The following is a 25,115-nucleotide window of genomic DNA, read 5'->3' on the forward strand; positions in this document are numbered from 1 at the left end:
CCGCGACAATCAACGTTTCGCCTGCCAGATGCGTTTCTGATAATCACGAATCGAACGGTCGGAGCTGAACATCCCGGTGCGCGCGGTATTGAGGATGGCCGCTTTGGTCCAGGCCTCCTGATCTTTCCACAGTGCCTCCACCTGCTGCTGTGCCGCGATATAGGCATCAAAATCAGCCAGCACCAGCCAGGGATCGCCATTTTTCGTCAGGCTGTCGAGCAGCAGATCAAAAGCATGTTTATCACCATCGCTGAATTTGCCTTTCTCCAGCTCTTTCAGCAGACCATCAAGATGTTTATTGGCCTTGCGCAGCTTTTTCGGGTGATACCCTTCCGCTTTCAGTGCCTTCACTTCATCCACGGTATGGCCGAAGATAAAGATATTTTCCTGGCCGACTTCTGCCGCAATCTCCACGTTAGCCCCGTCCAGCGTGCCGATGGTGAGCGCCCCATTCAGGGCCAGCTTCATATTACCGGTACCGGAGGCTTCATATCCGGCGGTGGAGATTTGCTCGGAGAGATCGGCCGCCGGGATCATCAGCTCAGCGGCGGTAATACGGTAGTCCGGGATAAACACCACCTTCAGCTTATCCCCCACTTTCGGGTCATTGTTGACCACTGCCGCCACCTTATTGATGGCATAGATAATGTTTTTCGCCAGGTAATAACCCGGTGCCGCTTTGGCCCCAAACAGAAACACGCGCGGCACGAAGTCCGGGTTGTGCGGATCGTCACGCAACTGGCGATAGCAATGGAGAATGTGCAGCAGGCTGAGGTGCTGACGCTTGTATTCATGCAGACGTTTGATCTGCACATCAAACAACGCCTCGGGGTTGACCTGAATACCAGTCACCTGATGGATATATTCCGCCAGCTGTTGTTTGTTGGCCTGCTTGATTTTGCGGTACTTCTGGCGAAACGCTTTTTTTGTCGCAAAGGGTTCCAGTGCCTTCAGCGCGTCGAGATTGTTGGCCCATTCCACCTGTAACGTCTCGTCGAGCAGCGCAGAAAGGCGTGGGTTACATTGTTGCAGCCAGCGACGCGGCGTGATGCCGTTGGTGACGTTATGGAACTTCTTCGGCCACAGCTGGTGATATTCCGGGAACAGATCATTCACCACCAGCTCGGAATGCAGCGCCGCCACACCATTGACGGCAAAGCCACTCACCACGCACAGGTTCGCCATCCGGACCTGACCATCGGCCACCACCGCCAGCTTGTTCCATACCGCTTCATCATCCGGCCATTGCCGCTGCACCAGCTTCTTAAGACGACGATTAATTTCGCGGATGATGATCATATGCCGCGGCAGCAAGCTGCGCACCAGCCGCTCGTCCCAGCGCTCCAGCGCCTCCGGCATCAGCGTATGGTTGGTGTAGGCAAAAACGCGGCTGGTGATATGCCAGGCCTCATCCCAGCTCAGCTGATGCTCGTCCAGCAACAGACGCAGCATCTCAGGAATGGCGATAGTCGGATGGGTGTCATTCAGCTGAATCACTTCGTAATCCGGCAACTCATGCACGGAACGTCCGGCCAGATGATGACGCCGCAAAATATCGCCCACCGCACAGGCGCACTGGAAATATTGCTGCATCAGACGCAGGCGCTTACCTTCCTGATGATTATCATTGGGATAGAGCACCTTGGTGAGTTTTGCCGCCTCGATACCCGGCAGCTCGGACTGAAGAAATTTGCCATCGTTAAACAGACCGAGATCAAACGGGTGTTCGCTGGTGGCTTTCCACAAACGCAGCGGCAGGGTGACACCATTACGATAACCCACCACCGGTAAATCCCAGGCTTCACCCTTCAGCCAGAAATCGGGCTGCCAGTAAACACCACCGCCGTCGGTTTTTTCGACTTTACCGCCAATCCCCACCTGCACATCGTGCGCCGCGTTATGCCGGAACCACGGGTAGCTATCACGATGCCAGTCATCCGGCGCTTCTTTTTGCTGGCCGTCATCAAATGACTGGCGGAACAAACCGTATTGATAATTCAGGCCATGCCCCATCGCCGCCTGGCCAACCGTGGCCATGGAATCCATATAACAGGCGGCTAAGCGCCCCAGCCCGCCATTACCCAGCGCTGGATCGATCTCTTCTTCCAGTAACTCGCTCAGGGAAACCTGATGTGATGCCAGCGCGGCCTGAACGTCGTCGTACCAGCCGAGATTCATCAGGTTATTGCCCGTCAGACGACCAATCAGAAACTCCATCGATAAATAATTGACGTGACGCTGGCCTTTGCGCGGCGTCAGCGGTGGCTGGGTTGCCAGCAGCTCCGCCAGCGCGGCGCTTAGCGCCTGCCACCATTGATGGGGCGTCATTTGTTGGGCTGAAGAAAGACCAAGGTATTGCCACTGGCGAGTGAGTGCGGCGTCAAAGCGCGCCTTATTGAATTTTTGTTGCGACATATCAATCCCTTCCGAATCCGGTAACGGTTAAGCGAAATTGGGGAGCGCAGGGCCATGGAGGGCCTGAATGGATAAGTAAAGACGGGGCAGGAGAAAAAAGCGACAGGAAAACAAGGCGGGAGAGAAAAAAAGCCCGCCTGGCTGGAGGATTTAGCAGAGTTCGAGCTGAACTTCGTGCTGCTCAATCACTTTCATCACGCTGGATGGCGGCATGAGGTCGGTATACAAATAATCGATCAGACTCATGTTGCCCAGATTGACCATGGCGTTACGGCCAAATTTCGAGTGGTCCACCACCAGCATCACGCAGCGTGAGTTTTCGATGATGGCGCGTTTGGTGCGGACTTCGTGGTAATCGAACTCCAGCAGGGATCCATCCATATCAATGCCGCTGATACCGAGGATGCCGTAATCAAGACGGAACTGGGAGATAAAGTCGAGGGTGGCCTCCCCCATGATGCCGCCATCGCGGGTGCGGACTTCACCACCGGCGATGATGACGCGAAAATCAGGCTTCGCCATCAGCAACATCGCCACGTTGAGGTTATTAGTGACCACGCGCAGATTGCTATGGTTCAGCAAGGCGTGGGCTACCGCTTCCGGCGTAGTCCCGATATCGATAAATAAGGTCGCGCCATCGGGGATCTGGCTGGCGACGCGGGCCGCAATGCGCGCCTTTTCCGCCGACCACATCATTTTGCGGTCCTGCCAGGCGGTGTTTTCTGAGCTGGATGGCAACGCTGCGCCGCCGTGATGACGCTGAATTTTGTTTTGATCGGCCAGATCGTTCAGATCGCGCCGGATGGTTTGCGGGCTGACCTCAAAATGATCCACCAGCTCTTCCGTGCTGACATATCCCTGACGCCGGACCAGTTCGATAATGGCATCATGACGTTGCGTCTGCTTCACATCTCTCTCCTGTTCACGGCTGTATGCCGCGATCTTCTTATTTTTTGCTGCTAGCGGCGCAGCGATTTCTTACGCGTATCGACAAACGCCATCGCCAGGCCAACCAACAGGCCTGTCACGTGTGCCGCATTGGCAATCGACAAACCGAATGCGCCGTACCAGCCAATAATCAACCATACAATAGCGAAACCCATCAAACCGCGCTCAAGATAAATCCCACTTTCAGGATCGCGCTCACCACGCAGCCAGCAATATCCCATCAGCGCGTACACCACACCCGACAGGCCACCAAACAATGCGCCACTGAATTTAGCCTGCATCCAGCCGGTGAGAAGTGCGGAAATGAGCATAATCACAAATAACTTGCCGCTGCCAAGACGCTTTTCTACCGCCCCGCCGAGATACCACCACCACATCAGGTTGAACAGAATATGCAGCAGCGAAAAGTGCAGCAGCGCATGGCTAAACCAGCGCCAGACCTGGAAATATTGCTCCGGGCCGTCGGGCCAGCCTAACCAGCCGAGCACGGTTTCATCACCGACAATCTGCATCAGGATAAACACCGCCACGCAGGCAATCATCATCGTCATGGTGAGCGGACCCGCGCGTTCGCGAATGTTGGCCCAGATGTTGCTGCGCTCATAACGCAGGCCGCTCTCGGTATTGCCGGTGTGCCAGCTGGCGGCCTGATAACGGGGGTGGTTGGGATCACGAACGAACTGCGCGAGCTCGTTTTCGACCATATCCAGTTTGCTTTCATCTTCCAGCATAATGACGAAATGGCTTTCACGCTCAATCGTCAGCCTGACGCCGCGCGACGCCATATAATCAACAAACGCCTGGGCCATGCGCGGATTATTGAACTGGGTAATGCGCATCATGCGGTGCTCTCCTTCCTTTTTATTTACGCTCAGATTGAGCCAGTGGCTACCTGAGCCGGAAACGCCGCACGCCAGGCGTCAAATCCCCCATCAATGCTGTACGCCGCACTAAATCCCTGCCCTAACAGGAACTGCGCGGCACCTTTACTGCTATTACCGTGGTAGCACATCACCAAAACGGGCAGGTCGAGACTCGCCTGACTGATGAAGTCAGCAAGGTTGTCATTCGACAGATGCTGCGCACCCGCAGCATGCCCTAAAGAGAAGCTTTGCAGGTCGCGGATGTCCACCAGCTGGGCACCTTGTGCCAGATGCTCCTGAGCTTGCAGGACGTTAATACATTCGAAATTTTCCATGGTGCCTCTCATCACATCGTCACAATTGACGCCTAGTTTACCCTGAGTTGTCAGCGCCATAACCTGATAAAGAGTGTGGCTTTGTGTTTTTTTTCCTGCCGGAATGTTAGCTGTATCACGCAAAGATGTTTTTATTAGGTTAACCGCTGGCATCGATGTTGGTTTCCGATTATTATTATGCTCGAAAACGAACATTTAAGAACTATTCCGAACATCGGAGGAGATGACGTGGAAACCAAAGACCTGATCGTTATCGGCGGCGGCATCAACGGTGCCGGCATTGCAGTGGACGCTGCAGGACGCGGACTGTCAGTGCTGATGCTGGAGGCGCGGGATTTGGCCTGTGCAACCTCCTCTGCCAGTTCCAAACTTATCCATGGTGGCCTGCGCTACCTGGAACACTACGAATTTCGCCTGGTGGGCGAAGCCCTGGCGGAACGCGAAGTGCTGCTGAAAATGGCACCGCATATTGCCTTCCCGATGCGCTTCCGCCTGCCACACCGCCCGCATTTGCGCCCGGCGTGGATGATCCGCATGGGTCTGTTTATGTATGACCATCTTGGCAAACGCACCAGTCTGCCAGGCAGTAAAAGCCTGCGTTTTGGCGCGGATTCGGCACTTAAGTCTGAAATCACGCGCGGATTCGAATATTCCGACTGCTGGGTGGACGATGCGCGCATGGTGGTACTCAACGCCCAGGAAGTAGTGAAACAGGGCGGTGAAGTCCGCACTCGTACCCGCGTGACCCGCGCCTGGCGTGAAGGCGGCCTGTGGATGGTTGAAGCCGAAGATATTGATACCGGCAAAACCTACACCTGGCGTGCCAAAGGTCTGGTGAATGCGGCCGGTCCTTGGGTAAAACAGTTCTTCGACGACGGCCTGAAGCTGAAATCACCGTATGGCATCCGTCTGATTAAAGGCAGCCATATTGTGGTGCCGCGCGTACATCGTGAAAAACAGGCTTATATTCTGCAGAACGAAGATCACCGCATCGTATTTGTTATTCCGTGGATGGACGAGTTTTCCATCATCGGCACCACTGACGTCGAATATAAAGGCGATCCGAAAGAGGTGAAAATCGATGATAACGAGATCAGCTATCTGCTGAAGGTGTACAACGCACATTTCAAAAAACAGCTGACCAGCGAAGATATCGTCTGGACCTATTCCGGCGTGCGCCCGCTGTGTGATGACGAGTCCGACTCACCGCAGGCGATCACCCGTGATTACACGCTGGATGTGCATGACGATAATGGCCAGGCACCGCTGCTGTCGGTATTTGGCGGCAAGCTGACCACTTACCGTAAGCTGGCGGAACACGCGCTGGAAAAACTGGCGAAATATTACCCGAACGCCGGTCCGGCCTGGACCAAAAACGCCGTGCTGCCGGGTGGCAATATCGCCGGTTCACGTGAAGATTATGCTGCCAACCTGCGTCGTCGTTATCCGTTTATCAGCGAAGGCATGGCACGTCATTTCGCCCGCACCTATGGCAGCAACACTGAAGTGCTGCTGGAAGGCGCACAGAGCCTCGCCGATCTCGGTGAAAACTTCGGCCATGAGTTTTATGAAGCCGAGCTGCGTTACCTGGTGAAACACGAATGGGTGTATGAACTGGACGATGCTATCTGGCGTCGCACCAAACAGGGCATGTGGCTGAACGATGCCGAACAGACGCGCATTCGTGAATGGCTGGCGACCCACCGTCAAAAGCCCACGTTGTCGCTGGCGTCATAAGTTAGCTTTCGGCCAGACAAAAGGCTGTTATCCTGCACAGGGATAACAGCCTTTTTTGTCATGATCCCCGCCTGATGCGCGATAAATCGCGCCGCTACACATTTGGTGTGATTAATCCGTAGCTGCGCAATTTATTGCGCAATGACGCCACGATATAAAGGAATATTCAATCTACAGGGAGGCAGATATGTACAATCGAATCGATCAATTTTTGACTCACCCGCCAGAGATGAAGCTAAAAGGGCTAAGGCGCATTGGCGTAGAGTTTATCTGGTTCGGTATTAAAGAATTACGCGCTTGCTTATTTGCAGGATTGTTTTTCCTTGCCGTCTTTTGCGTGCCTCGGGGCGTTCTATTTGGCCTACCCCGTTACGATGTATTATTGATTATCGCGCTGGCTATCCAGTTCATTATGATCACCACCAGGCTGGAAAGCTGGGATGAACTCAAAGCCATTACGCTGTTTCATATCCTTGGATTTGCCTTAGAACTCTTCAAAACTTCATCTGCCATTGGTTCCTGGCACTATCCTGAAGCAGGCTGGAGTAAAATCGGCGGTGTTCCATTATTCAGCGGTTTTATGTATGCCGCGATAGGAAGCTATATTATTCAGTGCTGGCGGCTTATGGATCTAAAAATCCGTCACCATCCACCCATAATATGGGCTGTAATGCTCTCTTTGGCGCTATACATTAACTTTTTCACCCACCACTATATTGGCGACTTTCGCTGGTATATTGCTTCGGTCGCACTAGGGCTATACGCGCGTTCGGAGGTCATTTTTACCCCTTACGACCGACCTTATCGTATGCCGCTGTTGCTGGCCTTTGTGCTGATAGGATTTTTTATCTGGCTGGCAGAAAACCTGGGGACTTTTTTCGGTGTCTGGCAATACCCAAATCAGATTGGTGCATGGGCGACGGTGCATGTCGGTAAGTGGGGAGCCTGGTCACTGCTGGTCATCATGACCTTTACTATCACGCTATTTCTCAAAGATATTAAAAAACGCGTGCATATTGCTCAGTAAAACGTAAACCCGCGCGATAAATCGCGCCGCTACGGTCTGGTGCGGTGCGATTCATCGCGCGTACAGTAACTCTTTGTTGTTAGCCTCAGCCCTGCTCTGTGAGCAGGGCTTTATTTTTTGCATAATTACCTTTTCAAGAAATAGTTTCTCAGTAAAATCACTTCACTAAATCAATTTTATCCCGCAATTGCGGTTTAAATTGATTACGCAGAACACATCCCCTTTCGTTGCAACTATGGATCGCCAGTTACAAGGAGTAACGCGAATGGCTATGGCAACTTTTCCACTGAATATTTACGCTACCCGTAATATCTTTAATGACTATGGCGCAGATGATATGCGCTATGGTGATATGACTGAACAACGTTTAAAGAACGAATTCCATCTCATTCAAATCTCAAACAGGGTTGATCCTTATAGCATGACGCGACTTAGCACCTTTAATAATCCACAATCGCGCTTTGCCGGAGTTTACAACCACCGTCCCGGCCCGAAACTTAGCCCACAGGAATGTGCCAGACTATTATTTGAAGAGATGCAGGTAACCTCGTTGCCGTTTGCGTTCGTAGGCCCGCAACGAACGTTGATTAATAAGATGCTGGACCATTTTATGCAATCCAGTGGCGCACCATTCAGGCATATGCTGCTTGATATAGCATATCAAGAGCGCATACTCAATGACACTTCAGCAAACAGTACAAGGAAAGCCATTATCCAGGTGATTGATGAAAACATTGATTATAAAAACGGAGGATTTCCTCAACATCGATTAGGCGAATTCAAATCATTAATAAACACTAAAATATTACCAAAATTCGATTCATTGATAATGGATAACTTCAATGGGTTGGGAATAACGGTCCATGATGTTCACGCGACAAAAATTGACATTATGGAACTGGTGATCAAAGGGAGAAGCTGGCATGCTCGTGTGAGATACACAGGGCAAGATCATTTTGGCATTGATGTGAACGATATAAGAAAACAAAAATTTAGACAATTTCAGCTATTTAGAATATGGTTTATCCTGCAACGCTATCAAAAATTTGGTTTTCGACCGTTCCTGACTAACATGGAAGCCACAATCGATATGAAGGGAAGCCTGGTATGAAATTTGTCATTCCTGTTTTGGCCATCATCGTTATACTCTCGTATGTTTTCTTCAAACAGGAAGATGTTCATGTAATTGATGTCCACCAGGATGATTTCACTGCTGTCATTATTGTCAATCACTTACCTTACTTCAGAAATTCAAAAATTGAATGGTGGACTAAAAATAAGGATAGCATTGTGAAAAGACATCACATTACCCCAGGAAACAAACAAGAAACAATGAATTATGTGATTTATGGCTTCGGTGGTGGTTATGTAGAAGAGAATAAGCAAGATAGACTTTGCTTTGAAGATATGAAGCCACCCCAAAATTGTTTAGAGAAGAATATTTTGATGACTGTTATGCGTAAACGTGAAGGCGGTACACAATTTATCTTCAATGATGACATCTACATTCAGGATGTGAATGGCAATATATATAAAGAAAAATAGACAACCGTATATATCCTTAAACCCGCGCGATAAATCGCGCCGCTACGGTTCATACGAATTTTGTAGCGGCGCAATTTATTGCGCGTATTTGATCTTACAACCCGGTATTTTCGCGAATATATTTCCGCGCTTTCACCGCATATTCAAATGGGTTCGCGATTGCCGGATCCTGCTCCGCTTCGACCACCATCCAGCCTTTGTAGCCAAAATCATTGAGGATTTTGAACACCGGTTTGAAATCAATTACGCCATCGCCTGGTACGGTGAAGGTGCCTTTTTTCACGCCGTCGAGGAAGGACAATGAATCAGCACGGACTTCCGCTACGACACTGTCGCGCACATCTTTCAGATGCACGTGGAAAATACGCGGCAGGTACTGGGTCAGCACATCCAGCATCGCCTGCTGCGAACCTTCGGAATAATAAATATGGCCGGTGTCATACAGCAGGCCGACGTTTTCATTGGTGGATTCCATAAAGCGGTCGATCTCGGCTGGCGTCTGGATCGCGGTGCCCATATGATGGTGCAGACAGACGCGCATCCCTTTCTGCGCAGCAATCTCCGCCAGCTCGTTGTAGCCTTCCGCCGTCAGACGCCACTCTTCATCGCTGAAAATAGGTTTCTGTTCCAGCACCGGCAGCGTGGTGCCCTGAATACTTTTGCTCTGCTCAGAGCAACCAATCACGCGCGCACCCATCGCATGCAGGAAGTTCATGTGGTTGGTAAATTCGTCGATGGTTTTCGCTTTTTCGCCGTTGGCAAAGAAGGTGCTGAACCAGGCGTTGCAGATCTGTATGCCACGAATATCCAGCATCGGCTTGAGTACCGCCGGGTCGCGCGGATATTTACTGCCCACTTCACTACCGGTAAAGCCCGCCAGCGCCATTTCACTGACAGTCTGCTGGAAGGTGTTCTCGCTACCGAGTTCCGGCATGTCATCGTTGGTCCAGCCGATCGGCGCAATCGCCAGTTTTACATTGTCTTTGTTCATGGGAAGCCCTGATTATTTGTTATAGAAAGTCGGGCGCGGTGGCATTTCAACCGGCTCGATAGCACCGCTGTTCTGCGCCTTCAGGCAGGCATCCGCCGCCACGGAGGCAGCAAAGCCGTCCCATGCGGAAGGTCCGGTTAGCTGGCCGGCTTTGACGTCGTTGATAAACGCCTGCAGTTCCACGTCGTAGGCATCAATAAAGCGATCTTTCCAGTCAGTCAGAATGGCGTTGCCAAGGCGGGCATTTTTACGCATCTGAATCGCAGACGGCTCCGGCAGCTTCGCGATGCCCTCTTCGCCCACCACTTCGCATTGAATGTCGTAGCCGTAGGCGCAGTTAACAAAGATTTCCACGTCGATGCGGATCCCTTTCTGCGTTTCAAACAGCACGATTTGCGGGTCTTTCAGTTTCGCGTGCGATTTCGAGGTCACGCGCGGGAATACCACCTGCACGCTTTTGTAATCGTCTTCGGTCAGCCAGCGCAGCACATCCAGCTCGTGAATCAGGGTATTGGTGATTGCCATGTCAGTGGTGTAGTTTTCGCCCACGCTCTGGTTGCGATGCGCGCAGTGCAGCATCAGCGGCTCACCGATTTCTCCGTCAGTGATCACCTTTTTCAGCGCGCGATAGCCAGCGTCGTAAGGGCGCATAAAACCAACCTGGACCAGACGCTTGCCGTGTTTCACTTCCGCATCAACAATACGACGACACCCTTCAGCGCTCAGCGCCAGCGGCTTTTCGCAGAATACCGGCTTACCCGCCGCGATAGCTGCCAGGGTGAACTCTTCATGTGTCGGATCCCACGAGGTCACGAGCACCGCGTCAACATTCGGCGAGTTGATGACCTGATGACCATCCTGATACACCTCAGCCTCAATATTCAGACGTTGCAGCGCGGCACGCGCACCTTCAACATTGATATCTGAAACCGCCACCACCTTCGCGCCCTGCAACACGTTGTTGCAGCGGCGGATATGTTCCTGACCAATTGCACCGGTACCGATAACACCGAGTTTGAGCGTCATAATTACACCTGTAGAGTCGGATAAGGGTAAAACAAGGCCGGAGAATACCGGCCTGAAGATTAGTACTTACGCGCCTGTTCGATGTGCGCGTTAAGGTTGTCAGCCACTTTTTGCGTACGTTCAGACGTTGAGGCTTGCGCCACTCCTACATGCCACCAGCTGAAATATTTGTGCACCATGGTTTTTGGCAGCACTTTAATGTCGATAAGGGTCGACACCGTCTGCTGCTGCGCGTCAATCAGCGCCTCTTTCAGCTGCTCCAGCGTAGTGACGCGATAAGTTTTACAACCGTAGCCACCCGCAATCGCGGCAAAATCCACCGGCACAAAGCCACCATCCAGCTTGCCGCCTTCCGGGTTGCGGAAGCGAAACTCGGTGGTGAAGCTATCCATACCGTGTTCCATTTGCAGGTTGTTGATGCAGCCGTTGGTCATGTTATCCAGCAGGATAACGTTGATTTTCGCCCCTTCCTGAATCGAGGTGACCAGCTCGGAATGCAGCATCATAAAGGAGCCATCACCCACCATGGCGTAGACTTCGCGTTGCGGCTGCGCCAGCTTCACGCCCAGTGCCGCATTCACCTCGTACCCCATGCAGGAGTAGCCGTATTCAACGTGGTACGAGTTGTAATCTTTGGTGCGCCACACGCGTTGCAGGTCGCCCGGCAGACTGCCCGCGGCAGCCACAATCACCGCATCCTTTGGGAGTTGCTCGTTTAAGGTGCCCAGCACGCTGCTTTGCGTCAGTACCGACTGCGTCAGGCGCTGGAATTCAGCAAACAGCGCTTCACGGTCGATATGGTCGGCGATTTCCGGGATGAAATCGTCGGTGTTGTAGACCGCGGCATACACGCGCTGAGTTTCTTTCAGCAACTTGCTCTGCGCCTGATCGATTTGGCCGCCCCAGTGGTTTTCAAAACCCTGTAAGCCATTTTCCAGCGCGGTCAGACCTTCGCGGGCATCGGCCAGCAGCTGCACCGCATCCAGCTTGTAGCTGTCGAAATTGCTGACGTTGATATTGAGGTAGCTGACGTCCCGGTTCTGGAAAATCCATTTCGAGGCAGTGGTAAAGTCGGTGTAACGGGTGCCGATCCCAATCACCAGGTCGGCCTCTTTCGCCAGCAGGTTCGCCGCCAGACACCCGGTTTCCCCCACGCCACCGACGTTCAGCGGGTGATCAGAGATAATGGTGCCTTTACCGGCCTGGGTTTCTGCAAACGGAATATTGAAGCGCTCGGCAAACTGGCGCAGCGCCTCACCAGCCCCGGAATACTTCACGCCACCACCACAGACGATCAGCGGCTTATGCTTACGCGCAATCAGCGCCAGTGCCTCTTCAAGCTGCGCGGTAGTTGGCAGGCGGCGATCAAGACGATGTACGCGCTTCTGGAAGAAATATTCCGGGAAGTCCCAGGCTTCGCCCTGCACATCCTGCGGCAGCGCGATAGTGACGGCACCGGTTTCTGCCGGGTCCGTCAGCACACGCATGGCATTGATACAAGCGGTCATCAGTTGTTCCGGACGGCTGACGCGATCCCAGTATTTGCTGACGGCGCGGAAGGCATCGTTGGTGCTGATGCTGAGATCGTGACTCTGCTCGATCTGTTGCAGCACCGGGTCCGGCTGGCGTGTCGCGAACACATCGCCTGGCAGCAACAGTAAAGGGATACGGTTCGCCGTCGCGGTGGCCGCAGCGGTAATCATATTGGCTGCGCCCGGTCCGACCGACGAGGTACAGGCGATAATCTGCCGGCGCAGCGACTGCTTAGCAAAACCGATGGCGGCATGCGCCATGCCCTGCTCATTACGGCCCTGATGTACCACCAGATCGCCGCTGTCCTGTTCCAGGGCCTGTCCCAGCCCCAGTACATTGCCGTGACCAAAAATAGCGAAAATGCCTTTCACGAACCTGGTTTCAACGCCATCAACGTTCAGATACTGGTTATTGAGAAATTTCACCAGCGCCTGTGCCGTGGTTAATCTGATTGTGCCCATATGATCTTCCTTTACATGCTGGTACCTGCGAACCAGGTACAACGCGGTTGACGTCAACACACCGGAAATGGCGACCGCGGATAAGTGAAACGTGAGGCGATTATAAACAAATATTTTTTCCATAAAATACGATTACAGAAGAAACATTTCATTTTGCGATGGAGATCAAATTCAGCGATGAAATGGAGGCAGGGACAGGCCACACACCGGGCAAAGTGGAACAGCTTTGAAGTATCCGAGGGGTATAACGAAATTTCATTTCACTTCAGTAGCTTCCTTTATTTCTCCGCGATTTCCTGCGAGCTGGCTCACAAGCCAGAGCATCCGTGAAACTCGTCGCTCATCTATCCGCTGTTTAGCACGCTGGCAAGAGTTTTACCTGGTTCACAAAATCGTGACAGATATTTCATTTCATATTGTATTTGGAATTTTTATTCCCCATACTGCGACCATAGCCAATCAGGCACCTTGAGAACCCGGAAGCACAGCGCTCGATATCGGGCCACGCTGCCCGCAGTGTCTGCTTATCACAGAAGGAAACCATAGGTATGAGTACACAACAGAAGCGGCTTGATGTGATTTGTATCGGACGCATCGCCGTCGACCTCTACGGTCAGCAAATTGGATCACGACTGGAAGATATGAGCACCTTCGCCAAATATCTGGGTGGATCTTCCGGCAACGTGGCGTATGGCACGGCCATCCAGGGCCTGAAATCCGCCATGCTGGCACGCGTTGGGGACGAGCATAATGGCCGCTTTCTGCGTGAGACCTTGCAGCACGTGGGCTGCAATACCGATGGACTGATTACGGACAAAGATCGCCTTACCGCGCTGGTGATCCTCGGGATTAAAGATGAAGAAACCTTCCCGCTGATTTTTTACCGTGACAACTGCGCAGATATGGGTCTGGTGCCGGAAGATATCCATGAAGATTTCATTACCTCCTCCCGCGCGGTGGCGGTAACCGGTACGCACCTGTCACACCCGCACACCCGTGCTGCGGTACTGAAAGCGCTGGATATCGCCAAACGCAACGGCCTGCGCACCGCACTGGATATCGATTACCGCCCGGTACTGTGGGGTCTGACCTCACTGGGCGATGGTGAAACGCGTTTCATTGAGTCGAGCCAGGTGACGAAACAGTTGCAGGAAGTGGTGCACTATTTCGATCTGATTGTCGGAACAGAAGAAGAGTTTCATATTGCCGGTGGCAGCACCGATACCCTGACCGCGCTGAAAAATGTGCGTCAGGCCAGCCAGGCAACGCTGGTGTGTAAACGTGGCCCGCTGGGTTGCGTGGTGTTTGAAGGGGATATCCCGGATAGCTGGGAACAAACCAAACTGCACAGCGGCGTGCGCGTTGAAGTGCTTAACGTGCTCGGTGCTGGCGATGCCTTTATGTCTGGTCTGCTGCGTGGCTGGCTGAACGATGAAAGCTGGGAGCAGGCCTGTCGCTATGCCAACGCCTGCGGCGCGCTGGTGGTATCACGCCACGGCTGCGCCCCGGCGATGCCGACCAAAGAGGAGCTGGATGACTTCCTCAGCCGTGATAAAGCGGTGAAGCGTCCGGACCTGGATTCTCGTCTTAACCATCTGCATCGCGTCACCACGCGTACCCAGCAGTGGCCGGAGCTGAACGTGTTCGCTTTCGACCATCGCAAACAGCTCGCCGACATGGCGCGTGAAGCGGGTGTCGATGAAAGCCGCATCCCGCAGCTGAAACTGCTGCTGTTGCAGGCAGCTGAAGAGGCGGCGCAACAGGCGGGTCTGGATAGCAAAAGCGGCATCCTGGCAGACACCACCTATGGTCAGAAGGCGCTGAATGCCATCACCGGCAGAGGCTGGTGGATTGGTCGCCCGATTGAGCTACCCAGCTCACGTCCGTTACGCCTCGAACACGGCAATATCGGTTCCCAACTGGTCAGCTGGCCGCAGGAACACGTGGTGAAATGCCTGGTGTTTTATCATCCGCACGACAGCGCTGAAATGCGTAAAGAACAGGATGATCTGATTCTGGATGTGTGGAATGGCTGTAATAAAAGCGGGCATGAGCTGCTGCTGGAAGTGATTCTGCCGGAGAGCAATCCGGATAAGAAAGAGTCTTACTACGTTGATATGCTGAGCCATTTCTACAGCCTCGGTATCCAGCCGGACTGGTGGAAGCTGCCGCCATTATCCGCCGAGACCTGGCAGGCAGTAAGCAGCCTGATCGAACAACAGGACCCCCACTGCCGCGGCATTCTGCTGCTCGGCCTCGACGCGCCGGAAGAGAAACTGAAAGCCGGTTTCGCCGCCGCCGCCAAGGCCCCGTGGGTCAAAGGGTTTGCCGTGGGTCGCACCATCTTCGGCCAGCCGTCACGCCAGTGGTTACAAGGCGAGCTGGATGATCAGGCGCTGATCGAGACGGTGAAAGGTAATTATCTGCGCCTGATTGAGTACTGGCGTCAGGCGCGCGGCTGAATACCGGCATAATGCACGAACTTGCGCAATAAATTGCGCCGCTACAACCCGGTGCGGCATTGGGCTACGTCACCCATCCCCGCACCTGCCGTAGCTGCGCGATTTATCGCGCGGGGTTTTTCCAACCGCGCCCTGGGAATTGCGCAATAAATTGCGCCGCTACAAAAGATGCCAATATCAACCCCCTGCTTTTTGTGAGGCGTTTCATAAACCGATGAAATAACCTTCACGATGCTGTCAAACAAATGAAATTTTCCATCCATCTGGTACTATAGCGCTCATTATCCAGCCATAATTCTTATTAGCAGGCCGAAGTAATGACCAATAACCCCACCCAATTGACCTTGTTACAGGACGACATCCGTCGTCGTTATGAAACGCTGAGCAAACGCCTGAAGCAGGTGGCGCGTTATATTCTTGATAACAGCAACAGCATTGCCTTTGATACCGTCGCGTCGATTGCCCAGCAGGCCGATGTCCCTCCTTCCACGCTGATCCGTTTTGCCAATGCCTTTGGCTTTAGCGGTTTCAACGAAATGAAACAGGTTTTCCGTCAGCACCTGATGGAAGAAACGGTGAACTACACCGAACGCGCGCGTCTGTTCCGCCAGACCGCGACCGACGACAGCGCCAGTTCACCGGAAAGCCCGGTCGAAATCCTGAATGTCTTCACCATGGTCAATAGCCAGGCGCTGCAACAGCTGGCGATGCAGGTTAACCCCGAGCAGCTCAACAAAGCGGTGAAGCTGCTGAATGAAGCAGAAAATATCTACATCATTGGTCTGCGCCGCTCCTTCAGCGTGGCGTCGTATCTGGTGTACGCACTGCGCCATCTGGAACGTCGCGCGTTCCTGATTGACGGCCTCGGCGGAATGTTCACCGAGCAGCTGAGCATGGTGAATCCCAAAGATGTGGTGATTGCCATCAGCTACTCACCTTATGCGCGTGAAGCGGTGGAACTGGTGGAGCTGGGTGCCAAACGGGGTGCGCATCAGATCGCCATCACCGACAGCCAGGTCAGCCCGCTGGCCGCCTTCAGCGATGTCTGCTTTGTGGTGCGTGAAGCGCAGGTGGATGGCTTCCGCTCGCAGGTGGCCTCCCTGTGCCTGGCACAAACCCTGGCAGTTTCACTGGCGCTGAATAACGTCGAAAAAGCCTGACCCTCAAGCACCGAGGCTTGATTGATGCAGATCGAACCCTTACCGCCGCTGAACACGCTGATCGCCTTCGAGTGTGTCGCGCGCTATGGCAACATTTCGCGCGCGGCGGAAGAACTCAACCTGACGCAAAGCGCCACCAGCCGCCAGATTTTGCAGCTGGAGGAAATGCTGGGCTGCAAACTTTTTACCCGCACCCAGCGCCGGGTGTTGCTTACCCCACGCGGTGAGGCTTACGCGGTGCAGGTACGCCAGCAGCTTTCCGCGTTATCACACGCCACGGCGGAAGTGATGGGCTGGAACGGTCTGCCGCAGGTGACTATCGCCTGCACCAGTGCCATGGGTTCGTTATGGCTGGCACCGCGTCTCTCGGAGCTGCATCGCGAATTACCCAATCTGCAAATCAGGATGAAAATCTCCGACAGCTTCGCGGATATGCGCTCGTCGGAGTTCGATCTGGCGATCTTCTATCTGCGCGAGCCGCCACCGGGCTTTCACGCCAGCCCGTTGTTTGACGAAATCTGTTATCCGATGTGCTCCCCGGCGTTTCTGACACGCCTTGAGCCGGAGGCCTCCGCCGAATCGTTGCTGCACCAGATGTTGCTGATTCAGGATGACCCGCAGCGGGAATGGACCGGCTGGAGCGACTGGTTTGCCTCGCAGAACGTGCTGAGTTTTGTGCCGCGTCAGACCTGGCGGGCAAATAACTACCCGTTTCTGGTGCAGTCCGCATTACGTGGTGACGGGATACTGCTCGGCTGGGAAGGTCTGGTACAGGATCACCTCAATCGCGGCGAACTGGTGGCCGCTCACGGCGGAAAACTGGCAGCCAACGGCAAATGTTTTCTGCTCACCCCGCAGGATCGCTATATCAAGCCGATTGTGCGCCATGTAATCAGCTGGCTACAGCATCAACATCAGACAGAAATTTCATTATGATAAAAAAGCGCCACAGAATATTATTTCTGTGACGCCCTTCGCAAGGCAAATTATCTCTTCGACTCTTCACCATAACTTTTTCTTATATTTAAAGGTGCAACTAAAAACGCCAGGCCGCGATATTAATTCCCTTGTTTATTGTTGGGGATCTAAAGGCGGGAGTTTATTTTTAATTGCACCACGTCGACGATGTGAAGAATGCATACCAACCAGCGTAAAAATTAACCACATCGATTGGGAAATCACCATCGCCAAATTAAAATCATGGCTTAATGAATAGAGTCCGCAAACCCCTCCCGCGATGTTAAGACAAGCATAAACATCTGAATCAATGACCAATTTACGCAACTGAACCAGCGCGTATGCCAGCAAATAACAAAAAACGCCAATTAGCCCAACTATCGTATGCAGTTCCACATGCCTTTTCCCTGGTGTTGCTCAGTGATCGGGAAATTATCTTTTTTGTGGGTGTTCTGCTGCGCGTTTTTCGCATAGTCTGATACCAAAATCTCATACATCAGAATTTATTGGTTTTGATATAAATCAGAAATAACTGCGCTAAGGCCCAGGATGAGATAAGTAAAACAGGGTGAATAACAACGGAGAAAAATAAATGAAAGACGAGCAGGAAAACTTTAACAAATATCTTCAGGGCGCAAATTTGAGCCGCCGTTCGTTTATCAATACTGCCGCGCTGATTGGTGCAGGCACGGCATTATCGCTCTCCCCGTTCTCCGGTTTCGCCGCCGAGGCGACGCCTAAAAAAGGCGGTGTACTGAAGCTTGGCATGTCCGGTGGCAACACCAGTGATTCGCTCGACCCGACGCTGTATAGCGACTGGGTGCCGCTCAACCAGGCTTATATGCTGATGAACGGTCTGATCGAAATCGATGAGAACAACAAAGCCACCCCGGAACTGCTGGAAAGCTGGAGCGCGCAGCCGGGCGCCCAGGAGTGGACCTTCAAAGTGCGTCAGGGCGTCACCTTCCATAACGGTAAGGCCATGACGGTGGAGGATATTATCTACTCCATCAACCTGCACCGTGGCGACCAGTCACGCAGCGCCATCAAAACTCAGCTGGCAAGCATCACCGAACTGAAGAAAAGCGGCGATAACGAAATCACGCTAAAACTCGACAGCGGCAACGCTGACCTGCCTTACCTGCTGGCGGATTATCATCTGGTGGTGGTGCCGGACGGCTTTACCGACTGGAAACACCCGATTGGCACCGGCGGCTTCGTGTTCGACCAGTATCAGCCTGGCGTGCGTTCCTACTTCAAACGCAACCCGAACTACTGGAAACCGGACCGCGCCTTCGTTGACGCCGTTGAAGTGCTGGTGATTAACGACGCCACCGCGCGGACCAACGCGCTGATTTCCGGCCAGGTCCATGCCATCAACCGCGTAGACTTCAAAACGGTTGATTTCCTGAAACGCAGCCCGGCGCTGAACATCGTGCGTTCGTCTGGCGGCCAGCACTTCACCTTCCTGATGGATTGTCGCGTTGCTCCGTTTAATAACAACGATGTGCGCATGGCGATCAAATACGGTATCGATCGTGAAAAACTGCTGGCAACCGTCTTGCGTGGCTACGGCACCCTCGGTAATGACCATCCGATCCCGAAAACCGATCGCTTCTTCAACAAAGCGCTGCCGCAGCGTGCCTACGATGCCGATAAAGCCAAATTCTATCTGAAGAAAGCCGGACTCAGCAGCCTGCCGGTGGAACTCTCCTCCTCCGATGCGGCCTTTGCCGGTGCGCTCGATGCGGCTGCGCTGTTCCAGGGCCAGGCCGCTCAGGCCGGGATTCAGGTCAGCATCAAGCGTCAGCCTGCCGACAGCTACTGGGATGACGTGTGGATGAAAGCGCCGTTCAGCATGGGTTACTGGGGCGGACGTCCGACCGCAGACCAGATGTTCTCCACCGCGTGGCAATCCACCGCCAAATGGAATGATACCCACTGGAAGAACGAGAAATTCGACAGCCTGCTGATTCAGGCACGTTCGCTGCTGGATGAGCAAAAACGAGCCGAAATCTATGGCGAATTGCAGCAAATCGCCAGCGATGACGGTGGCGCAATGATCCCGCTGTTTGGTGACTACCTCGATGCTGCCAGCAAGAAAGTCGGCGGCGTGAAACCGCATCCGATGTTCAACTTTATGGGTGGGCGCCTGGCAGAACGCGTTTGGCTGGAGTCGTAATGAAAAAGCAGATTTTACATCGCCTGCTGCTGGGCCTGCTCACGCTATGGCTGGTTTCGCTGCTGATTTTTGTCGGCACCGAACTGCTGCCCGGCGATGTCGCCAGCGCGATTCTCGGGCAGAACGGTACGCCGGAAACCATTGCCGCGCTGCGCACGCAGCTCGGCCTGGATCAGCCGGCCATCTGGCGCTACCTGCACTGGCTGGGTGGCGTGCTGCACGGCGATCTCGGCAACTCGCTGGCTAACAACCAGCCGATCAGCGCGGAGCTGCTGCCGCGTCTGGCGAATACGCTGTTCCTCGCCGGTTATGCCGCCATCATTGCTATCCCGCTGGCGGTGCTGCTCGGCATCGCCTCCGCGGTCTGGCGTGGTTCGTGGTTCGATCGCTTAGCCAACTCGCTGACGCTGCTGAGTATTTCAGTGCCGGAATTCTTCGTGGGTTATGTGCTGGTGATTTTCTTCGCCATTCGCCTCGCGTGGTTCCCCAGCCTGGCGCTGGTCGATCCGGATGCCGGGGTGCTCGCACGGCTGTACGCCTGCACCTTGCCGATGCTGACGCTGGTGCTGGTGGTGCTGGCGCATATGCTGCGTATGACCCGTGCCTCCGTCGGCGCGGTGATGTCGAGCAGCTATATCGAAACCGCACTGCTGAAAGGCATGTCACGCTGGCGCATCGTGCTGGGACACGCCCTGCCTAACGCGCTGGCACCGATCATCAACGTGATCGCCTTTAACCTGGCTTATCTGGTGGTGGGGGTGATTCTGGTGGAAGTGGTGTTTGTCTATCCCGGCATTGGGCAACTGATGGTGGATGCGGTAACCAAGCGCGATCTGCCAGTGGTGCAGGCTTGCGGGCTGCTGTTTGGCGGCACCTACATCCTGCTCAACACCGCCGCCGATTTGCTGGCGATCTGGTGTAACCCACGTCTGCGCCATGCGAGGTAAGTGATGAAAAAACTGAAAATCCGCACGGTGCCGATTTCCGCCATGCTCGGCCTGGCCATAATTGCCGTGAACCTGATTGCTGCGCTGTTCGCGCCCTGGCTGGCACCGCACAGCGAAACCGCGCAGGTGGGTGATATCTGGATGCTGCCCTCCAGCGCCATGCCGCTCGGCACTGACAGCCTCGGCCGCGATATGCTGTCGCGCATTCTGTTTGGCGCACGCACCACTATCGCCATCGCGCTGGCAATCACCGCCATTTCGTTTGTCATTGGCATTCTCACCGGCTTCACCGCCGCCATATATGGCCGCTGGGTGGATGTGGTGCTGACGCGCATCGTCGATACGCTGATGTCGATTCCGGTGCTGATTCTGGCGCTGATCGTGTTGTCGGTGCTTGGCACCTCGATTCCGGTACTGGTTGGCACCATTGCCTTGCTCGATGCCACCCGCGTCTATCGCCTGGCACGTCTGGTGGCGCAGGGGATTGTCTGCCAGGAGTATGTCGAAGCGGCGCGTCTGCGCGGCGAAGGGCTGGGCTGGATCGTGCGTAAAGAGATTCTGCCCAACGCCATTCCACCGCTGCTGGCGGAGTTTGGCATGCGCTTCTGCTTCACGTTCCTGTTTATCGCCGGTTTGAGCTTCCTCGGGCTGGGCATTCAGCCACCGTGGGCCGACTGGGGCAGCATGGTGCGTGACAACGCCCAGGCGATCAACTTCGGCCAGCTGGCCCCACTCTACCCGGCTGCCGCTATCGCCCTGCTGACCATCGGCGTCAACCTGGTGGTTGACTGGCTGCTGGTCCGCAACAACCTTTCGCTGGGGGAAGAGGGATGACACAACCCATTCTGGAAATGCGCGGTCTGCGCATTGAAACCGACCAGGGCATTCCACTGGTACAGAACATTTCACTCAGCCTGAAACCCGGCGAAGTGCTAGGGCTGATTGGCGAATCCGGTGCCGGTAAGTCCACTATCGGCCTCGCCGCGCTGGGCTATGCCCGTGCGGGCTGCCGCATTGCCGGTGGCGAAGTGCGTATCGCCGGGCGCGATATCGTGCCGCTCTCCAGCAAAGAGAAACGCGAAATTCGCGGTCGCCGCGTGGCCTATGTGGCACAGAGTGCCGCCGCCGCGTTTAACCCGGCGCTGACCATTGGCAAGCAGGTGTGTGAAGGGCCGATTCGCCATGGCCTGATGAATGTCGCTGAAGCGCAGGCGTGGGCAGTCACCCTGTTCCGCGCGCTGGATCTGCCGGAGCCGGACACCATCGGCCAGCGCTACCCGCATCAGCTGTCGGGTGGCCAGTTGCAACGTGCGATGGCTGCCATGGCGATGTCCTGCAAACCCGATTTGCTGGTGATGGACGAACCGACCACCGCACTGGATGTCACCACGCAGATTGAAGTGCTGGTGATGCTGCGCAAACTGGTACGCGAGTTCAACACCGCCGCGCTGTACATTACCCACGATTTGGCGGTGGTGGCGCAAATTGCCGACCGCATCATGGTGCTGCGCCAGGGCTGCGAAGTGGAAAGCGGCAGTACCACAGATATTCTGCAAAACCCGCTGGAAAGCTACACCCAGCGGCTGGTCTCGGAGCGCGCCCATGCGCTGACGCCGGTCCACGCGGAAAACGTAGCCCAGGGCCAGTTGCTGACGCTGCAAAACCTCTCCACCGGTTACAACGGCAAAGCCGTAGTGCACGGCGTCTCGATGAGCCTCGCCAAAGGCGAAACGCTGGCGATTATTGGCGAGTCGGGTAGCGGCAAAAGTACCCTCGCGCGTGCGCTGTGCGGCCTGTTGGGCGATACCGCCGGTAACGTCAGCTTTGCCGGCAAAGTGCTGGCTAACCGCTATCAGCAACGCGACAAAGAAACGCTGCGTCGTATTCAGATGATTTACCAGCTGCCGGATGTGGCCCTCAATCCGCGCCAGACCATTCTGGAAGCCATTGGTCGTCCGATCGCCTTTTACTTTGGGCTGGATAAACGCCAGGTACGCGCCCGGGTGGAAGAACTGCTGCGGCTGACCGAGCTGCCGCTCACCCTGATTGATCGTTATCCCGCCGCGCTCTCTGGCGGGCAGAAACAGCGTGTCTGCATCGCGCGGGCACTGGCGGCACAGCCTGAGTTGATTATTTGCGACGAAGCGACTTCCGCCCTCGATCCGCTGGTGGCGGAAGAGGTGCTGAATCTGCTGCGCCGTTTGCAGGAGCAGCTGGGCCTGTCATATCTGTTTATCACCCACGACCTCAGCACCGTGAAACGCATCGCCCAGCAGGTGGCGGTGATGTATCAGGGCAACGTGGTGGCGCAGGGACCGACCGAGCAGGTGTTCAGCGCCCCGATGCACAGCTATACCGAAAAACTACTGACCTCGGTGCCGGAAATGCGCACATCCTGGCTGGATGAGGTGCTGGGTCAGCGTCAGTCAAATGCAATGGCAGGAGCCTCATGAAAACCTTCGTAACGCAATTTCCCCACAGCGTCAGCGTGACGGAACATATCTGGATCACCCTGAAAGATGGCACCCGTCTGGCAGCGCGTATGTGGTTGCCACTTTCTGCCAGCCAGCAGCCGGTGCCTGCCATTCTCGAATATATCCCTTATCGCAAGCGCGATGGGACGCGCACGCGTGATGAGCCAATGCACGGCTACTTTGCCGGACAAGGCTACGCGGTGCTGCGCGTGGATATGCGCGGCAGCGGTGAGTCGGATGGCCTGCTGGCCGATGAATATCTGTTGCAGGAGCAGGAAGATGCGCTGGAAGTGATCGACTGGATCAGCCAGCAGAGCTGGTGCAGCGGCGCCGTCGGCATGATGGGCAAATCCTGGGGTGGGTTTAACTGCCTGCAACTGGCTGCCCGTCGCCCACCGGCATTGAAAGCGATCATCACCGTATGCTCCACCGACGATCGTTATAACGACGATATCCACTACAAAGGCGGCTGCCTGCTGAATGATAACCTGTGGTGGGGCGGCATTATGCTGGCCTATCAAAGCCGCCCGCAGGACCCGCAGCTGGTGGGCGATAGCTGGTATCAGGACTGGCTCAACCGGCTGGAAAATATGCCGTTCTTCCCGGCGCTGTGGATGGATCATCCGCTGAAAGATGCCTACTGGAAACACGGCTCTGTCGGTGAAGACTGGTCGGCAATTCAGTGTCCGGTGATGGCGGTAGGTGGCTGGGCTGACTCCTACAGCAACGCGGTGTTCCGCCTGATGGATAACCTTGAAGTACCGCGCAAGGCGATCATCGGTCCCTGGGCGCATATCTATCCGCAGGATGGCACGCCGGAACCGGCGATTGGTTTCCTGCAGGAAGCCGTGACCTGGTGGGATCGCTGGCTGAAGCAGGTCGATAATGACGCGCTGGCAGGGCCGCGCGTGCAGGCATGGCTGAACGACAGTCAACGCCCTGGTTCGCAGCGTCCGCAGGCGTTTGGTGAGTGGATCGCCATCGACGGGGATACCGATGAGGTGACCAAAGCACAACGCTGGCATTTACAGCCCGGCACCCTGGCCCCGACTCCGCTGGAGCAGGACAGCTGGCAGGTGATCTGTACCCAGCAAAACCACGGGCTGTTTGCCGGCGAGTGGATGGGCGCGGGCGTGCTGGGTGAAAGCCCGAGCGACCAGCGGATGGATGACGGCCTGGCGGAGAGCTTTGACAGCGCGCCGCTCAATGAAAGCCTGAGCATCTACGGATTCCCGCAGTTCAGCGTCAAACTCAGCAGCGATAAACCGGCGGCGATGCTTTATGTGCGTTTGTCCGATGTCGCGCCCGACGGTGCTTCAACCCGCGTTACCCACGGCTGGGTCAACCTCAGCCATTTGCAGGGGCAGGATAAAAACGCGCCGCTGACGCCGGGTGAAACGGTGGATGTGCAGGTGCAGCTGGACGGCATCGCCTGGCGTTTTGCTGCCGGACATCGTCTGCGTATTTCACTGGCGACCACCTTCTGGCCGATGATCTGGCCGATGGCGGAAATGGCAACGTTGCAGGTGAATCTGGCCAGTGCCGCACTCGATCTGCCGGTATGCCGCCAGCCAGAACCGATCGCCGGGCCGAACCCACAACCGGCAACCGCCGCCAATACGCCGCTGACGCTGCTGTCACCGGGGCGTGTCGAGCGTGAGCTGCGTTATGACGTGGTAAATGACAGCTGGGAAAGCGTGACCCACGGCATCGGCGGGGTGTTTGGCGAGGGCGTCTATCGTTTCGACGATATCGATACCACCGTCGATCACAGCCTGCGTCGTCAGCTGACCGTGCATAACCAGGACCCGCTTTCCGCCCATTATTTGCTAACGCAAAGCATGAAGATCGGGCGTGAAGGCTGGTGGACGGAAACCGATATCGTGCTGGAGATGCGCAGCGATCTGACGCATTTCATCATCAGCGGTGAGATGAAAGTGCAGCACAACGGCGAAGCGGTATGTACGAAGCAGTGGGACCGACGGATTAAACGTTAATAACAAAACGCGCGATAAATCGCGCCGCTACAGGCCGCACCAGACCGTAGCGGCG

General features: G+C 54.9%; 20 protein-coding genes. 12 read left to right on the plus strand and 8 right to left on the minus strand.

Translation table 11 applies throughout. From position 1 onward, the window contains the following. Window positions 1–9: 9 nt before the first annotated feature. The 4 genes from malP to glpE form a co-directional block, all read right to left on the minus strand. Entirely contained in the window at window positions 10–2,415 is a 2,406-nt protein-coding gene (gene malP / locus CUN67_RS18665; RefSeq protein WP_208716765.1) for a maltodextrin phosphorylase, read from the minus strand. A gap of 150 nt (window positions 2,416–2,565) precedes the next feature. After that, window positions 2,566–3,324: a DeoR/GlpR family transcriptional regulator gene (locus tag CUN67_RS18670; RefSeq protein WP_208716766.1), complete on the minus strand. Its 759-nt coding sequence runs from the start codon at window positions 3,322–3,324 to the stop codon at window positions 2,566–2,568. Between the two features lie 50 nt (window positions 3,325–3,374). After that, window positions 3,375–4,202 carry a rhomboid family intramembrane serine protease GlpG gene (gene glpG / locus CUN67_RS18675; RefSeq protein ID WP_208717267.1) on the minus strand — a complete coding sequence of 276 codons (828 nt, stop codon included), beginning with the start codon at window positions 4,200–4,202 and terminating at the stop codon, window positions 3,375–3,377. A 32-nt stretch (window positions 4,203–4,234) separates the two neighbouring features. Next, window positions 4,235–4,561, minus strand: a complete 327-nt coding sequence (gene glpE, locus CUN67_RS18680) for a thiosulfate sulfurtransferase GlpE (RefSeq protein WP_208716767.1) — start codon at window positions 4,559–4,561, stop codon at window positions 4,235–4,237. 228 nt (window positions 4,562–4,789) lie between these two features. Between glpE and glpD the strand changes: the two genes are divergently transcribed. The 4 genes from glpD (at window position 4,790) to CUN67_RS18700 (ending at window position 8,870) form a co-directional block, all read left to right on the plus strand. Continuing rightward, window positions 4,790–6,298, plus strand: coding sequence for a glycerol-3-phosphate dehydrogenase (gene glpD, locus CUN67_RS18685; RefSeq protein WP_208716768.1), 1,509 nt, complete (start codon window positions 4,790–4,792; stop codon window positions 6,296–6,298). 187 nt (window positions 6,299–6,485) lie between these two features. Then, complete coding sequence (locus CUN67_RS18690; RefSeq protein ID WP_208716769.1) at window positions 6,486–7,325, plus strand: DUF817 domain-containing protein; 840 nt, start codon at window positions 6,486–6,488, stop codon at window positions 7,323–7,325. Window positions 7,326–7,590: 265 nt separating this feature from the next. Next, a complete protein-coding gene (locus CUN67_RS18695; RefSeq protein ID WP_208716770.1) occupies window positions 7,591–8,436 on the plus strand; it encodes a DUF3289 family protein in 846 nt (281 codons plus the stop codon). Further along, window positions 8,433–8,870, plus strand: a complete 438-nt coding sequence (locus CUN67_RS18700) for a DUF943 family protein (RefSeq protein WP_208716771.1) — start codon at window positions 8,433–8,435, stop codon at window positions 8,868–8,870. Before CUN67_RS18695 ends, CUN67_RS18700 begins: the two co-directional genes overlap by 4 nt. Before the next feature lie 94 nt (window positions 8,871–8,964). Here CUN67_RS18700 and iolE read toward each other — a convergent pair whose 3' ends face one another. The 3 genes from iolE to iolD are packed head-to-tail and all read right to left on the minus strand — an operon-like array spanning window position 8,965 to window position 12,881. Beyond that, window positions 8,965–9,861: a myo-inosose-2 dehydratase gene (gene iolE, locus CUN67_RS18705; protein ID WP_208716772.1), complete on the minus strand. Its 897-nt coding sequence runs from the start codon at window positions 9,859–9,861 to the stop codon at window positions 8,965–8,967. 12 nt (window positions 9,862–9,873) lie between these two features. Further along, the gene (locus tag CUN67_RS18710) at window positions 9,874–10,887 is read right to left on the minus strand and encodes a Gfo/Idh/MocA family protein (protein ID WP_208716773.1); all 1,014 of its coding nucleotides are present in this window, start codon (window positions 10,885–10,887) and stop codon (window positions 9,874–9,876) included. Between the two features lie 59 nt (window positions 10,888–10,946). Continuing rightward, window positions 10,947–12,881 (minus strand): 3D-(3,5/4)-trihydroxycyclohexane-1,2-dione acylhydrolase (decyclizing), encoded by a 1,935-nt coding sequence (iolD, locus tag CUN67_RS18715; protein WP_208716774.1) that lies wholly within the window; start codon window positions 12,879–12,881, stop codon window positions 10,947–10,949. A 548-nt stretch (window positions 12,882–13,429) separates the two neighbouring features. Between iolD and CUN67_RS18720 the strand changes: the two genes are divergently transcribed. From CUN67_RS18720 to CUN67_RS18730, 3 genes are all read left to right on the plus strand, one after another. Next, entirely contained in the window at window positions 13,430–15,343 is a 1,914-nt protein-coding gene (locus tag CUN67_RS18720; RefSeq protein WP_208716775.1) for a bifunctional 5-dehydro-2-deoxygluconokinase/5-dehydro-2-deoxyphosphogluconate aldolase, read from the plus strand. Between the two features lie 317 nt (window positions 15,344–15,660). Continuing rightward, entirely contained in the window at window positions 15,661–16,503 is an 843-nt protein-coding gene (locus CUN67_RS18725) for a MurR/RpiR family transcriptional regulator (RefSeq protein ID WP_084877544.1), read from the plus strand. Between the two features lie 24 nt (window positions 16,504–16,527). Beyond that, window positions 16,528–17,439, plus strand: a complete 912-nt coding sequence (locus CUN67_RS18730) for a LysR substrate-binding domain-containing protein (RefSeq protein ID WP_208716776.1) — start codon at window positions 16,528–16,530, stop codon at window positions 17,437–17,439. A 135-nt stretch (window positions 17,440–17,574) separates the two neighbouring features. Here the strand turns inward: CUN67_RS18730 and CUN67_RS18735 are convergent, their stop codons facing one another. Further along, window positions 17,575–17,856, minus strand: a complete 282-nt coding sequence (locus CUN67_RS18735; protein WP_208716777.1) for a CBU_0592 family membrane protein — start codon at window positions 17,854–17,856, stop codon at window positions 17,575–17,577. 196 nt (window positions 17,857–18,052) lie between these two features. On the opposite strand from CUN67_RS18735, the gene CUN67_RS18740 reads away from it, so the two are divergent. The 5 genes from CUN67_RS18740 to CUN67_RS18760 are packed head-to-tail and all read left to right on the plus strand — an operon-like array spanning window position 18,053 to window position 25,060. Then, the gene (locus tag CUN67_RS18740; protein ID WP_208716778.1) at window positions 18,053–19,642 is read left to right on the plus strand and encodes an ABC transporter substrate-binding protein; all 1,590 of its coding nucleotides are present in this window, start codon (window positions 18,053–18,055) and stop codon (window positions 19,640–19,642) included. Then, on the plus strand, window positions 19,642–20,589 hold the full coding sequence (locus tag CUN67_RS18745; protein WP_084877555.1) for an ABC transporter permease: 948 nt from the start codon (window positions 19,642–19,644) through the stop codon (window positions 20,587–20,589). The genes CUN67_RS18740 and CUN67_RS18745 overlap by 1 nt, the downstream gene beginning before the upstream one ends. Window positions 20,590–20,592: 3 nt before the next feature. Next, a complete protein-coding gene (locus tag CUN67_RS18750; RefSeq protein WP_208716779.1) occupies window positions 20,593–21,423 on the plus strand; it encodes an ABC transporter permease in 831 nt (276 codons plus the stop codon). Next, on the plus strand, window positions 21,420–23,042 hold the full coding sequence (locus CUN67_RS18755) for an ABC transporter ATP-binding protein (protein WP_208716780.1): 1,623 nt from the start codon (window positions 21,420–21,422) through the stop codon (window positions 23,040–23,042). Before CUN67_RS18750 ends, CUN67_RS18755 begins: the two co-directional genes overlap by 4 nt. Next, complete coding sequence (locus tag CUN67_RS18760; protein WP_208716781.1) at window positions 23,039–25,060, plus strand: CocE/NonD family hydrolase; 2,022 nt, start codon at window positions 23,039–23,041, stop codon at window positions 25,058–25,060. The genes CUN67_RS18755 and CUN67_RS18760 overlap by 4 nt, the downstream gene beginning before the upstream one ends. Window positions 25,061–25,115 lie beyond the last annotated feature (55 nt).

This window comes from Pantoea cypripedii, from assembly GCF_011395035.1.
Classification (GTDB): Bacteria; Pseudomonadota; Gammaproteobacteria; order Enterobacterales; family Enterobacteriaceae; genus Pantoea; species Pantoea cypripedii_A.